The organism is Latilactobacillus sp., from assembly GCF_033176295.1.
GTDB lineage: Bacteria > Bacillota > Bacilli > Lactobacillales > Lactobacillaceae > Latilactobacillus > Latilactobacillus sakei.
Genome location: NZ_JAMQEX010000002.1, coordinates 110,916 through 124,325 on the forward strand (window position 1 = coordinate 110,916; position 13,410 = coordinate 124,325).

General features: G+C 42.7%; 12 protein-coding genes and 1 pseudogene. 9 read left to right on the forward strand and 4 right to left on the reverse strand.

The window, feature by feature from the left end:
- The first annotated feature begins 25 nt into the window (after positions 1-25).
- The 4 genes and pseudogenes from NDN60_RS02040 to NDN60_RS02055 all read left to right on the forward strand — a co-directional run bounded on the left by NDN60_RS02040 (position 26) and on the right by NDN60_RS02055 (position 4,063).
- Positions 26-1,240 carry a phosphoglycerate kinase gene (locus tag NDN60_RS02040; RefSeq protein ID WP_011374314.1) on the forward strand — a complete coding sequence of 405 codons (1,215 nt, stop codon included), beginning with the start codon at positions 26-28 and terminating at the stop codon, positions 1,238-1,240.
- Between the two features lie 25 nt (positions 1,241-1,265).
- Positions 1,266-2,021: a triose-phosphate isomerase gene (tpiA, locus tag NDN60_RS02045; RefSeq protein ID WP_011374315.1), complete on the forward strand. Its 756-nt coding sequence runs from the start codon at positions 1,266-1,268 to the stop codon at positions 2,019-2,021.
- 117 nt (positions 2,022-2,138) lie between these two features.
- A complete protein-coding gene (gene eno, locus NDN60_RS02050; protein WP_011374316.1) occupies positions 2,139-3,434 on the forward strand; it encodes a phosphopyruvate hydratase in 1,296 nt (431 codons plus the stop codon).
- 250 nt (positions 3,435-3,684) lie between these two features.
- Positions 3,685-4,063: pseudogene (locus tag NDN60_RS02055) on the forward strand (VOC family protein).
- 47 nt (positions 4,064-4,110) lie between these two features.
- Here NDN60_RS02055 and NDN60_RS02060 read toward each other — a convergent pair.
- Genes NDN60_RS02060 through NDN60_RS02075 form a run of 4 tightly spaced genes read right to left on the reverse strand, consistent with a single transcriptional unit; the run spans position 4,111 to position 9,081 of the window.
- Positions 4,111-5,166: a DUF3324 domain-containing protein gene (locus tag NDN60_RS02060; protein ID WP_011374319.1), complete on the reverse strand. Its 1,056-nt coding sequence runs from the start codon at positions 5,164-5,166 to the stop codon at positions 4,111-4,113.
- 17 nt (positions 5,167-5,183) lie between these two features.
- Positions 5,184-5,885, reverse strand: coding sequence for a WxL domain-containing protein (locus NDN60_RS02065; protein WP_011374320.1), 702 nt, complete (start codon positions 5,883-5,885; stop codon positions 5,184-5,186).
- On the reverse strand, positions 5,866-6,222 hold the full coding sequence (locus NDN60_RS02070; RefSeq protein WP_011374321.1) for a hypothetical protein: 357 nt from the start codon (positions 6,220-6,222) through the stop codon (positions 5,866-5,868). The genes NDN60_RS02065 and NDN60_RS02070 overlap by 20 nt, the downstream gene beginning before the upstream one ends.
- Before the next feature lie 21 nt (positions 6,223-6,243).
- Complete coding sequence (locus NDN60_RS02075; RefSeq protein ID WP_099947633.1) at positions 6,244-9,081, reverse strand: pectate lyase-like adhesive domain-containing protein; 2,838 nt, start codon at positions 9,079-9,081, stop codon at positions 6,244-6,246.
- 192 nt (positions 9,082-9,273) lie between these two features.
- Between NDN60_RS02075 and argR the strand changes: the two genes are divergently transcribed.
- The 5 genes from argR (at position 9,274) to NDN60_RS02100 (ending at position 13,408) form a co-directional block, all read left to right on the forward strand.
- Entirely contained in the window at positions 9,274-9,741 is a 468-nt protein-coding gene (argR, locus tag NDN60_RS02080; protein ID WP_099947634.1) for an arginine repressor, read from the forward strand.
- Between the two features lie 271 nt (positions 9,742-10,012).
- Positions 10,013-11,164 (forward strand): betaine/proline/choline family ABC transporter ATP-binding protein, encoded by a 1,152-nt coding sequence (locus NDN60_RS02085; protein WP_035146539.1) that lies wholly within the window; start codon positions 10,013-10,015, stop codon positions 11,162-11,164.
- Between the two features lie 14 nt (positions 11,165-11,178).
- Positions 11,179-11,805 carry an ABC transporter permease gene (locus NDN60_RS02090; RefSeq protein ID WP_011374326.1) on the forward strand — a complete coding sequence of 209 codons (627 nt, stop codon included), beginning with the start codon at positions 11,179-11,181 and terminating at the stop codon, positions 11,803-11,805.
- 11 nt (positions 11,806-11,816) lie between these two features.
- Entirely contained in the window at positions 11,817-12,752 is a 936-nt protein-coding gene (locus NDN60_RS02095) for an osmoprotectant ABC transporter substrate-binding protein (RefSeq protein ID WP_016264812.1), read from the forward strand.
- Positions 12,749-13,408 carry an ABC transporter permease gene (locus NDN60_RS02100; protein ID WP_025015902.1) on the forward strand — a complete coding sequence of 220 codons (660 nt, stop codon included), beginning with the start codon at positions 12,749-12,751 and terminating at the stop codon, positions 13,406-13,408. Before NDN60_RS02095 ends, NDN60_RS02100 begins: the two co-directional genes overlap by 4 nt.
- Positions 13,409-13,410 lie beyond the last annotated feature (2 nt).

Sequence of the window (13,410 nt, forward strand, 5' to 3'; positions counted from 1 at the left end):
ATGAAAATCTAGGAGGTTTGTCCACATGGCAAAACAAACAGTTGCAGATTTAAAAGATATTAAAGGCAAAAAAGTCTTAGTACGTGTTGACTTTAATGTACCAATCAAAGGCGGCGTTATCGGTGACGATAACCGTATCGTAGCTGCTTTACCAACAATCCAATACATCATCGACAATGGTGGCAAGGCTATCTTACTTTCTCACTTGGGCCGTATCAAGAGTGACGAAGACAAGAAAGAATTGACATTGAAACCAGTTGCTGCACGTCTTGGCGAATTATTAAACAAAGACGTTGCTTTCGTTGCTTCAAACGAAGGTCAAGAATTAGAAGATGCAATCAATGCAATGACTGATGGTCAAGTATTGGTTATGGAAAACACTCGTTTCCAAGACATCGACAACGACTTTGGCAAACGCGAAAGTAAAAACGATCCTAAGTTGGGCGAATACTGGGCATCATTAGGCGACATGTTCGTCAACGACGCTTTTGGTACAGCTCACCGTGCTCACGCATCAAACGTTGGGATTGCAACCGCTATGAAAGCTAATAACAAACCTGCAGTTGCTGGTTACTTATTAGAAAAAGAAATCAAATTCTTGGGCGAAGCAGTTGACGCACCAGAACGTCCATTTGTTGCTATCTTAGGTGGCGCAAAGGTTTCTGACAAGATCGGTGTTATCGAACATTTATTAGCTAAAGCTGACAAAGTGATTGTTGGTGGTGGTATGACTTATACTTTCTACGCTGCTAAAGGTTTATCAATTGGTAACTCATTAGTTGAAGAAGATAAGATCGAATTAGCTAAAGAATTAATCGAAAAAGCTGGCGACAAATTAGTATTGCCTGTTGATAACGTTGTTGCAGACGCATTCTCAAACGATGCTAAGACAGAAACTGTTGAAGGTAACATTCCTGATGGCTACATGGCATTAGATATCGGACCTAAAGCAATCGCTGACTTCGAAAATGTTCTTAAAGATGCTAAGACTGTTGTTTGGAACGGCCCTATGGGTGTGTTCGAAATGGACAACTTTGCTAAAGGTACATTGGCAATTGGCGAATTCTTAGGTAACTTATCAGGCGCTACAACAATCGTCGGTGGTGGCGATTCAACAGCCGCAGTTAAGAAATTAGGCGTTGGCGACAAGTTAACACATATTTCTACTGGTGGTGGCGCATCACTTGAATACCTAGAAGGTAAGACATTACCTGGTATCGCTGCTATTTCAGACAAATAATTTTAAATTAAGAGGAGATTTTCTCATGCGTAAACCAATCATTGCTGGTAACTGGAAAATGAACATGAACCCAACTCAAACAACTGAGTTCGTTAATGCTATCAAAGCCAACTTACCTAAGTTTGATCAAACAGAATCAGTTATCGGTGCACCTGCTGTTGACTTACCTGCTTTATTAGAAGCAGCTAAAGGCACAGACTTAAAAGTTGCTGCTGAAAACTGTTACTTCGAAGAAGCTGGTGCATTCACTGGCGAAACTTCACCAAAAACTTTGAATGAAATGGGTGTTGATTACGTCATCATCGGTCATTCAGAACGTCGTGATTACTTCCACGAAACTGATGAAGATATCAACAAAAAAGCACACGCAATCTTCAAAAACAACATGACACCTATCTTCTGTTGTGGTGAATCATTAGAAACTCGTGAAGCTGGCAAAGCTGAAGAATGGGTTTCAAACCAAGTAACAGAAGGTCTTAAAGGCCTTTCAGCTGACCAAGTTAGCTCAATGGTTATTGCTTACGAACCAATCTGGGCAATCGGTACTGGTAAAACCGCTTCTGCTGACCAAGCACAAGAAATCTGTGCTGTTGTTCGTCAAACAGTTGCTAAGTTATACGACCAAACAGTTGCTGACAAAGTTCGTATCCAATATGGTGGTTCAGTTAAACCTGCAAACGTTAAAGAAATCATGGGCAAAGAAGACATCGATGGTGGTTTAGTTGGTGGCGCAAGCATGGAACCTGCTTCATTCTTAGATCTTGTTCACTTTAACGACTAATTTTTCGCTCGTATGTATTTACGAATCACTAAAAATTAGCTAAAATAAGATGTGGGCTTTGCCTGACATCCAAAAAAGTGCTGATGAATATCATCAGCCAAAAAAGGAGAAAATTACATGTCAATTATTACTGATATTTTAGGCCGCGAAGTCTTAGACTCACGTGGTAATCCTACTGTCGAAGTTGAAGTTTATACTGAAGATGGCGGCTTTGGTCGCGCAATCGTTCCTTCAGGTGCTTCAACTGGTGAACATGAAGCTGTTGAATTACGTGACGGCGACAAATCACGTTTTGGTGGCAAGGGTGTATTAAAGGCTGTTGAAAACGTAAATGGCCCTCTTGCTAAAGAAATCGTAGGTTTCGACACAACTGACCAACGCGGTATCGATGCTGCAATGATCAAGTTAGACGGTACTGAAAACAAAGGTAAATTAGGCGCTAACGCAATCTTAGGCGTTTCATTGGCTGCTGCACGTGCTGCTGCTGACGAATTAGGCTTACCATTGTACGAATACTTAGGCGGCCCTAACGCTCACGTATTACCAACGCCAATGATGAACGTTATCAATGGTGGTGCTCACTCAGATAACAAAGTTGATTTCCAAGAATTCATGATCATGCCTGTTGGTGCTAAATCTGTACGCGAAGCTATCCGTATGGGTTCAGAAACTTTCCAAGCATTGAAGAGTCTTTTATCAGCTGACGGTAAAGTTACTTCTGTTGGTGATGAAGGTGGTTTCGCACCTGACTTCGCAAACAACGAAGAACCTTTACAATACTTGATCAAAGCTATCGAAAAAGCTGGTTACAAAGCTGGCGAAGATATCTCAATCGCTATCGATGTTGCTTCATCAGAATTATGGAACAACGAAGATAAGACATACAAATTACGTTGGTCAACTGGTGAAGAATTCACAACACCTGAATTCGTTAAATACCTTGAAGGCTTAGTTGCTAAATACCCAATCATTTCAATCGAAGATCCTATCGATGAAAACAACTGGGAAGACTGGGCATCAATCACTAAAGAACTTGGCGAAAAAGTTCAACTTGTTGGTGATGACTTCTTCGTAACAAACACTGATTACCTACGTAAAGGTATCAAGATGGGCGCTGCTAACTCAATTCTTGTTAAAGTTAACCAAATCGGTACATTAACAGAATCATTAGAAGCAATCGAAATGGCTAAAGAAGCTGGCTACACAGCTGTTGTTTCACATCGTTCAGGTGAAACTGAAGATACAACAATCGCTGACTTAGTTGTTGCTACAAACGCTGGCCAAATCAAGACAGGTTCAATGAGCCGTACTGATCGTTTAGCTAAGTACAACCAATTAATGCGTATTGAAGAACAATTAGGTGATACAGCTTCATACAAAGGTATCAACTCATTCTACAATATCAAAAAATAATAGGTGCGTTCGAGCCGTTTAGGCTTTGAGGATTAACCTAAAAACAGGCGTTACGGTGGTTTTCACCGTGACGCCTGTTTTGTAGTTAACCGGAAAAGACTGGTTCGAAAAGCCCGTTATAAATATGGCGAAAAAAGCATGTTAAGAAAGGGCATCTCATTACTGAGATGCCCTTTTTTTATACTATCGTTGTAACCGTTTTAAATCAATGTCATAATAGAATTATCAAACATAAGTGAGGAGTAATTTAATGCATATTGAACATGTCGGTTTATGGGTTCACGATTTAGAAGCAATGAAGGCTTTTTATCAAACGATGTTTCAAGCGACTGCGGGTGAGTTGTATGAGAATCACAAAAAAGGATTCCAATCATACTTTTTAACTTTTGCAGATGGTGTGCGTTTAGAAATTATGCACCAAGATAGTGAACTAGCCGGCTTAGCAACTAGGGGCCAATTTGCGCACTTAGCGATGGCTGTTGGCAGTGAAACTGCGGTTGATCAAATTAGTGACTAAGTTTCAAGCACAAGGCTTACCATTGCTAAATGGCCCACGAGTAACAGGTGATGGTTATTACGAGGCAGTCGTTCAAGATCCAGAACAGAATTTAATTGAATTAACGGTTTAAACCGACAAAAAAAGAGTTACTTTAAGCGTAACTCTTTTTTTGTTTGGTTAAGATTTTAAGCGATCAATTTCGTCTTTGAGCGCCTGATTTTCTTTTTGTTTCTTTCGGTAACGCCAGTAGACGTAAGCTAGAATCAGTAGAATAAGTGTTAAACCTGCCAAGATGTAAGGCCAGTAGTCTGTCTCAGGCGTCAAGCTGACATCTTGTTGGTTCCACTTAGCCGCTGCTTGGCGGCTGATTGTAAAGTGACGTGTGAAGTGCCAGGTACGACCTTCTGAACGGACTGTTAAATCAAGCGTGTAACGGCCTGGTTTAAACCGATCATTAAGCGGTAGATAGAACTGCATAACCGAGTTTGGTGCAAATTGGACTTGCTTTTTCTCAGTTTGATAAAGCTTCGTCTTTTGGTTACGCTTGGTGACAAAGGCGTTTAATGAGGTTTGATTCTGGAACTTAGGTTGTACATTACGAATATTGGCAATGATTTGGTTGGTCCCCATATGTTGACCAGTTTTGACAGCACCGAGTTTGAATTCTGGTGTGACACTTTGGTCATTGCTGCGGGCAACTACTGCAACTGCATACGCAAACTTATTACGCACGCTAATCTGCTGTGTTGTTTTTGCTGTTGTTGGGACTTCAGTCGCGCTAATCCCACCAACTAATTGGCCTTTAAAAGCTTTATCAGGTGCGCTTAAGCGAATATTGACGACTTTTTGTTCATGAGCGGTTAACGTAATGTTCTTTTTGGCCGGTTTTAAATGTTTGCCCAACGGATATTTGAGTGTTTTATCCGATTGATTCACGTTATCGCTATAATTGACGACGCCGTTAACATTGGTAGTCGCCGTGTTAGTTTGCACACGAACCTTAATTGGTTTGTCCTTATGATTAACTAATTTAATCTGGAGATCTTGTTGTTGCTTGGGTTGGACAACTAAATCAAAATAACTTAATTGTTTGTCGGCCTGATTGTCAGGCGGAATAATTGTCATCGCAAAATCTGCTACGGGTTGCGCGGCTTGAGTGGCTTGCGCGTGGGCGAAGAGGGCAATTAGGCCAAATAATAGGCCGATAACTAGTCTTTTAATTGTTGTCCGCATATTCAAAAACTCCTTTGTTAGCTATTTGGGCTAGCGATTAAAGTCCATGTGATATCTGATTGGTAATGTGCTTTGTCAGTTGGATTAACAGTTTTTGGTACGTGGAGGAAGATAGCATCACTATCTGTTCCTGATGTTGGTGCCGTGCCTAGGGTTGCTGCAACGCTCCCGAAGGATGTCGCGCCACCTTTCATAAAGGTACTTGCTTGGTCGTTAACTTGAACCGTTTGATCGCTAGTCGTTGGTAAGGCAGCATCGCCCTTGTTAGCACCATCAATTGTGACGTTTGGTGTTTTAAACCAAATGTTAACGCCAGTTAAGACATCGGAAGCATCTGCGTCACTTGCGTCAGTAGTGCCAGCGTTAGCGAAATCTGTTTGGGCCACTTGTAGGTCCCAACCGTCTAATTTAGCTTGGCTACGATCATCTTGAATTGAAACAACATTACTAGTGGCAAGCGTGTTTGCTGTGCCAATGTGAGAGCCACTTTCCACCGCTGCTAAATCTTTGTCAGCCGAACGATCGATTTCATGGGAGCCAAAATGAAAGTCTGGAACAGCGGTAATCACTAATGGATTACTTTTTTCAGTGAAGACAACCGCTGCATCAGTCGTTTGTTTTTCAACTTCCGTAGGAGCTGCTTGGATTTGGCCTGCTGACAGAAGAGTTGTTGTTGCGAGTAGTGAGAATAAAGTTGTGCTAATCATTGTTTTTTTCATAGTAGGTCGCCTCTTTCTTAATGAGTAGAATAGTGGTTAATAATAGGAGCAATCCGCTAAGTTGATAATAGCGTATATCGGTAATACTGGTTTGTGGTAACCGTTGTGTTAATGGTGGTGCATATTCGAGTGGTGTCATGTGCCATTCGTTGTGAATGGTGCCCGCATTGTCGGGTGCGGCAATCAAAGGTGGTCGTGGTAGGGGGACGACCGGTAGCGTTTGCTGATTGCTAAATTGAATTGTTGCACTCGAACTAGCGGGCACAGCCTCTGCTCGAATCGGTGTGAATAATAGACTACCACCTAACAGAAAAGTGAAAAAATAGCGTTTATACATCGCCTCTAACCTCCTAACGATTTAATTGGGGGCAGTGATGAGCATTAATTCTAATTCAGCCGTATACGGGGTTGCGGTTTGTTTAGGACCAGCTGGAAATTGGGTTTGAACAGTTTCGTGGAGTAAATCCGTCAAATCCGTTTCGTCAGCACCGGGTTGAATCGGTGCATGAGCGGCCTTGGAATAGAGTTGTTGCGGTTGCCCGGCAACCAATGGTTTAGTGGTCTGATTCTTACGCCAAATTAGGGCATTATCGAGTGTGGCTTGACCAGCGGTAAAAGGTTGCTTGAGATTGATCTGAATAGCCCAGTCTCCCCGGGTAGTGGCGCGTGGATCAGAGACAATCAGACTGGTATCTGCTGTCTTAGTATAGGGGTAGAGAGGACTTTGACTATTGGTAAGCGGGAGACTGCCAAAATCGAGGTGAGTCGGTGCTGCTAGAAAGCCTAGCTTACCAGCAGGAATATCCTTTAGAACCTTCCGGACAGGCGTTGTGAGCGCGTATGGTGCTGGGTAGTTAGCTTCAACAACGATCTGATTGGGTTGCGTTGGTAAATCAGATTCAAATTGATAGTCGAAAGCCTGGTTGGCAGCCGCTGCTTTAGCAGGGCCTTTTAATAATGATTGTCCCGCGGCGCTTAGAAAGTTCAGCGTGAGCTCACTGGCAGGAGTCGCGGTCCCATTTAAAGCAAATTTAAATTTCTGGGCATCATCGGTAGGGAGTCCACCAGTGTTGATAAGGGTGATGATTTCAGGTGGTAGTGGATCGTGCAAATGAAGTTGCACAATATTTTGAGTAGAAGTGTGACTTTCAAATTTCGTTTTAAAAGTCGTGTCAGAACTGTTCGTTGCGTTAGTGGTGCCAATGGTGCTATCGAAGTGAACGAATGGATAAGTTGTTTTGGTTTGGTCCTTTTCAGTTAAACTGACACCGCGATAAATGGTGTGTGGTGATTGACCAGTTGTATTTTCAAGGTTAAGTTTAATATTTTCTAATAATCGGGTTGCCGCAACTGCATTGTTGTTGATAGTGACATCAGAATCACCAATTGTAACCGGACTGTTGCTACCACTGAGGCCAAATAAGACAGATTGGTTAGTAGTTGTTTGATTATTAATAGTGACTTGACTGTCATCGCCAATTTTCATGTAAGAACCGGTACTCGCTAGTGGAATGAGCCCGTTGGCAATATTTTGCGCACCGTTGATGGTGAGGTCAATAATACTGTTGTCACGGAAGTCATGCATAAGCGGTCGCGCACCTGAAACAGCTAAATATTGACCAAAAGTGGCTGATAGTTGACCACCAATATCCAATTTAAGACCATTGGCTTGGATGTTACGGATAAACGCATCTTTGGCGGTTAAGGTCATCTTAGAAGTGGTGTCGGTTGTCATTTGCATGATTGGATTACCACTTGAGGGGTTATAGATATAGGCAAAAATATCTTTACCAGCGTTCAAGTTAACTTCGCTATTGTTAGTGGCACTTATTGGACTATCTTGAACATATGCACCGAAGACGTCTGAATTAGAAGCGAGTTTTATCGTACTATTCTTGTACGCTGTAATGGGGCTTTTTTGTAGATAAGAGGTAAAGAGATTAGTGGTTGATTGAATATCGATCGTACTGTCCTGGGTTGCGGACATTGGTGATTGACTTTGTACGTAATAATAAAGACTGCCTGCCAATTTCAAATTGACATGACCATTATTAGTGGCAGCAATTGTGCGGTTAGTCGTACCAGTTTGATAGAAGTTGTTGGCCTTTGTGACATTGATAGTACCACCATCTGAAGCAACTGCTTTGGAGCTACTTGATCCAGTGACACCGAAGATATGACCACCAGCATTGAGTGCTAAATTGGAACCAGACCCTTTTGATTCGATATTAATCTGAGGAATACCAGCGCCTGATGCCGGGAAAATAGCGTTGTTGGCTGTAATTGAAACTTTTGCACCACCGGAAACTTGAATACCGGGGGCAATACCATCAGCTGGGTTTTGATCAATTCGGATTAGGCCATAAGAGCCGCCACCGGCATGATTGATAGTCGTTGTCCCACCTCTAAAGTCTAACCGGCCTGTTTCAGCCAATTCCTGTGACCAAGTACCAGCAGTTTGGGTAATGGTATTGTTACCACTAAAGGCGATCACTTCCTGCATGAAATGAAGTGACTGCGCACTACTGTTGTATCCAACATTTTCGAGCAAGAGCGTACTACCATTTGCGTAAGACTCATTTGTTGGGTGACAGAGACCATAGTAGTTATTATTATTAATTCTTAGATTTGTAAATTTGATTGTTTTCTTTTGCATACCAGTTGAGCCGATGTACAGTTGTGTTGTTGGTGCTAGGACAGCAATATCAGCAATATTTAATAAATGGCGCTGTCCGGTCGTTGGATTGGTGCCATCGATGGTAATGTCTTGAGGGTTATTTTTACCGATTTGAATTCTAGCAAGCAAGCTTTCGAGCACATTCAATGTGATATCAGCTGTTAGTTGGACGCTTTCGCCATTTTCTAAAGCCGCTTTTAATTCGGCTGCATTCGCAACGGGCGTGAGACCGGCTTTGACACCAGGATTTTGTGTCACAAGTGGTTTGATTGGTTCAACTGGCTCTTGCGGCGGTGTTTTAATCGGTTCTGATTCAGATTTTGCTGATTCTTCAGTTGTTGAGACGGATGACGATTCAGCGGATTGTATATTGCTTGGATCGTCTGGTTCAACGAGGACTGAAGATTGGGATTCACTTGGTGGGGCTGATGCTGATTTCTCAGCACGACTAACATGAATAGGAGATAGTAGTGCAGTCGATAGACTTAATAATAAGAGATACGAAACGGGGGTCTTCATCAGCATAGCCTCCTTGGTTGATCTTATATCTTATAATAATCATAAATAATTGAAATTAATAAGTCAATAAATGTGATTCGGTGAGCAAAAATGATTGACGCCCGATATCAGATTTGAAAATGATAGCGCTGTTTGTTAGCCGCCAAAACTGGTATAATAGGGATAATCAGATTCATCGGAGGAGTGATCATGATGAAAAAGGTAGATCGACAGACACGTATTGAACAGATTATTAATCAACAAGTGATAACAACCCAAGAAGAATTATTAGCAACATTAAGAGATGATGGTATTGACGCTACGCAAGCGACAATTTCACGTGATATTCGTGAAATGCAAATTGTTAAGGCCCGGGATGTGAACGGGGAATTGCGGTACACGGTTTTTCATGACGATGAACGGACGCAAGAACAACGGTTAAACGATAAGTTACGTGAAGTCGCCTTGACGATTACGCAGGTTCAGGTGATTAACGTGATTAAAACCGTGCCTAGTAACGGTAATCTACTAGCAGCGTTAATCGACGACTTAGGGTATGAGGATGTTGTTGGGACGCTTGCTGGGCATGATACAATTGTGGTTATCAGTCCTGATGAAGCACATGCGGCAGATTTAAATCAACGTTTTTCAGCACATTTAGCGGTAACTAACCGAAATTAACGACTAAAAATTAATTAAAGGGCGCCAATAAGTTAGGTATTAAGAACTAACTTATTGGCGCCCTTTTTTCAGGAGATTAGGTATTCGCAAAAGCTTATCTGATTGATTTGACCACTATTGAACAAACGATTCGCAATCGATAGTCTAAAAGCTGATTTTTAGCAGAATAAGCGCTTGGTTGTAAGCCTTATCAATTGACACTTGTTGTTTATCTTCTTAACATGAATAATATAAATAAATTTATGCAATGACATTTATTAGGAGGTTACTGATGGCACATTATCTAGAATTTGACCATGTTTCAAAGATTTATCGCGGTGGTAATAAGGCCGTTGATGACATTAGCTTCACAGTTGATCAAGGTGAATTCATTTGCCTAATTGGCACGTCTGGTTCCGGCAAAACAACGACAATGCGCATGATTAACCGGATGATTAATCCCACTCACGGCACAATTACACTGGCTGGTAAATCGTTAGCGGACACGGACCCCGTTAAACTACGGCGCAAAATTGGCTACGTCATTCAAAATATCGGATTAATGCCCCATATGACGATTCGTGACAATATTACAATCGTGCCTAAACTATTAAAATGGTCCGATGAAGACCGTGAAAAAAAGGCACAGGAATTATTAAAACTGGTAGAATTACCTGCTGATTTTTTAGATCGTTACCCAAGTCAATTATCAGGTGGTCAACAACAGCGAATCGGTGTTATCCGAGCGTTGGCTGCTGGGCAGGATATTATTTTAATGGACGAACCATTTGGCGCACTTGATCCGATTACACGAGAAGCACTCCAAGATCTTGTTAAACAACTCCAAGTTGAAATGGGGAAAACAGTGATTTTTGTAACCCATGATATGGACGAAGCACTCAAATTATCATCACGAATTGCGATTATGGATGGTGGCAAAATCATTCAATATGGCACGCCTAATGAAATTTTACGACAACCAGCCAACGATTTTGTTAAGGACTTAATAGGTCACGATCGGTTATTGGAAGCTAAACCAAATGTCGAAACTGTTGGACAAATTATGCTGAAGACACCGGTCACGATTACGCCAGATCAATCACTGAGTTCTGCGATTAAATTAATGCGGCAACGACGGGTTGATACGTTGTTAGTCGTTGACGACCAACAGCTGCTTCAAGGGTTAGTGGATTTGGAAAATATTGACCATCATTACAAAGATGCTGGTACCGTTCAAGATATCATGTCGACGAAGGTCAACTTTGTGAATCAAACCGATCTGGTCCGCGATACAATCGAACGGATATTGAAGCGTGGTTGGAAGTACGTGCCCGTTGTCGATGATGACCATCGCTTAGTGGGGATTGTTACGCGGACAGCGCTTGTCGATGTCGTTTACGACGCCGTTTGGGGCGATGACGAGCCAGACAATGCAACAGACTAAAGGAGGCCAGAGCAATGCTTAATTTTTTAAATCAAAATGGGGCCGACTTGCTAATTAAAACGTGGGAGCAACTTTACATCTCGGCCATCGCGTTATTGTTAGGGGCATTAGTTGCAGTACCGCTCGGGATTGCCTTAACGCGTGTTCCGAAGACGGCTAAAGTCGTGATTGCGATAGCTAGCATGCTCCAGACGGTGCCGTCTTTGGCGCTGTTAGCGTTAATGATTCCGTTACTCGGGATTGGGAAAGTACCAGCGATTGTGGCCTTGTTTATCTATTCGTTATTACCGATTTTACGCAATACCTATATTGGCATGAACGATGTCGATCCGGTGTTAAAAGATAGTGCTAAAGGTATGGGGATGACGCCGCTCCAATCAATCATGCAGGTGGAAGTTCCGATGGCAATGCCAGTTATCATGTCCGGCATCCGGTTATCGGCGGTTTACGTCATCGCTTGGGCAACACTAGCGTCATATATTGGTGCCGGTGGCCTTGGCGATTTCATCTTCAATGGCTTAAACCTATTTAAGCCAGACTTAATCATCGGCGGGACAATTCCAGTGACGATTTTAGCCTTGTTGGTTGATTTCTTACTTGGTCGTCTTGAAAAAAGAATGACACCCGTTGCCATTCGCTAAAGGAGGTCGCTATGTTGAAAAGATTAAAGAAAATCACAGTCTTAACACTGCTTGGTGGCTGCCTTTTGCTATTAGGCAGTTGCGGGTTGCCCGGTCTTGGTGGCTCGGCGAAGGATACGATTCGGATTAGTTCTCAAAGTACGACGGAATCCCAAATTTTAGCCAATATCGTCAGTCAATTGATTGCGCATGAAACGGATAACAAGGTCGAATTGGTTAATAACCTGGGTTCTTCAACGGTGACGCACGAATCGTTAATCCGCGGCGATGCGGATATTGCAACGAGTCGGTATGCAGGAACCGAGATCACGGGGACGTTAAAAATGAAGCCAACGAAGGATCCCAAAAAGGCGCAAACAATTGTGAAGCGCGAATTTAAAGACCGCTACCAACAAACGTGGTTTCCAACGTATGGCTTTGCCGATACGTACGCCTTCATGGTGACGCAGCAAATGGCTAAAAAGTACCATCTTGAAACGGTCAGCGATTTGGGCCGGGTGGCTAAGCAATTAACCGCTGGCGTTGACTCGGTGTGGGTCAACCATGAAGGGGATGGCTACCAAGAATTCAAGCAAACTTACGGCTACGATTTTAAGAAGGTAGCGCCAATGCAAATTGGCTTAGTCTATAGCGCACTTGCGGCCGGTAAAATGGACGTCGTCTTAGGGTATTCGACTGATGGGCGGATTAAGAGCTACAACCTGAAGGTCTTAAAGGATGACCGGCACTTTTTCCCACCATACGATGCCAGTCTAGTGGCTACCGATCAGATTTTAAAACAACATCCAGAACTGAAACCACTCTTAAACCGGTTATCCGGGCAAATCAATCTTGATACGATGCAAACACTCAACTACAAAGTGGATAACGACTTGCTAGAACCCGCTGTGGTGGCTAAGCAATTCTTGACGCAACATGATTACTTTAAGAAAGGAGCCAACAAATGACGCATTTAAACACGTGGCAACAGCTACTTTATTATTTCCAACATAATGGTGGTTACGTTTTAAGCCAATTTAACCGGCACTTCTTAATTTCAATCTATGGGGTGTTACTAGCGGCCATCATTGGAATTCCGATTGGCATTTTGATTGCGCATCGTAAAAAAATGAGCGATGTGGTAATCGGTATTGCCAACGTTATTCAAACGGTGCCGTCGTTAGCGATGTTATCGATCATCATGTTAGGGTTAGGCTTAGGCACTAATACGGTGATTATGACGGTCTTTTTATACTCGTTATTACCAATTATCAAAAATACGTATACCGGGATGATTAATGTCTCACCAAATATTCTGGATTCCGGTCTGGGGATGGGGATGACCAAGTGGCAATTATTGACGATGGTTGAATTACCCCTGTCCTTAGCCGTGATTATGGCGGGGATTCGCAATGCCCTTGTAGTTGCTATTGGGATCACCGCGATTGGCTCATTTGTCGGCGCCGGTGGTTTGGGTGATATTATCATTCGAGGGACGAACGCGACCGATGGCGGTGCGCTGATTTTAGCTGGGGCCTTGCCAACAGCTTTGATGGCAATTATCGCCGATCTCGTTTTAGGGTTCATCCAACGCCGTTTAGAAGCACCACAAGCGCATCATTAAAA

Coding starts and splice junctions, on each gene's coding strand:
- eno (WP_011374316.1), top strand. CDS start 2,139: ATGTCAATTATTACTGATATTTTAGGCCGCGAAGTCTTAGACTCACGT.
- NDN60_RS02085 (WP_035146539.1), top strand. CDS start 10,013: ATGGCACATTATCTAGAATTTGACCATGTTTCAAAGATTTATCGCGGT.
- NDN60_RS02060 (WP_011374319.1), bottom strand. CDS start 5,166: ATGCGGACAACAATTAAAAGACTAGTTATCGGCCTATTATTTGGCCTA.
- NDN60_RS02075 (WP_099947633.1), bottom strand. CDS start 9,081: ATGAAGACCCCCGTTTCGTATCTCTTATTATTAAGTCTATCGACTGCA.
- NDN60_RS02095 (WP_016264812.1), top strand. CDS start 11,817: ATGTTGAAAAGATTAAAGAAAATCACAGTCTTAACACTGCTTGGTGGC.
- NDN60_RS02070 (WP_011374321.1), bottom strand. CDS start 6,222: ATGTATAAACGCTATTTTTTCACTTTTCTGTTAGGTGGTAGTCTATTA.
- NDN60_RS02090 (WP_011374326.1), top strand. CDS start 11,179: ATGCTTAATTTTTTAAATCAAAATGGGGCCGACTTGCTAATTAAAACG.
- NDN60_RS02100 (WP_025015902.1), top strand. CDS start 12,749: ATGACGCATTTAAACACGTGGCAACAGCTACTTTATTATTTCCAACAT.
- tpiA (WP_011374315.1), top strand. CDS start 1,266: ATGCGTAAACCAATCATTGCTGGTAACTGGAAAATGAACATGAACCCA.
- NDN60_RS02040 (WP_011374314.1), top strand. CDS start 26: ATGGCAAAACAAACAGTTGCAGATTTAAAAGATATTAAAGGCAAAAAA.
- NDN60_RS02065 (WP_011374320.1), bottom strand. CDS start 5,885: ATGAAAAAAACAATGATTAGCACAACTTTATTCTCACTACTCGCAACA.
- argR (WP_099947634.1), top strand. CDS start 9,274: ATGAAAAAGGTAGATCGACAGACACGTATTGAACAGATTATTAATCAA.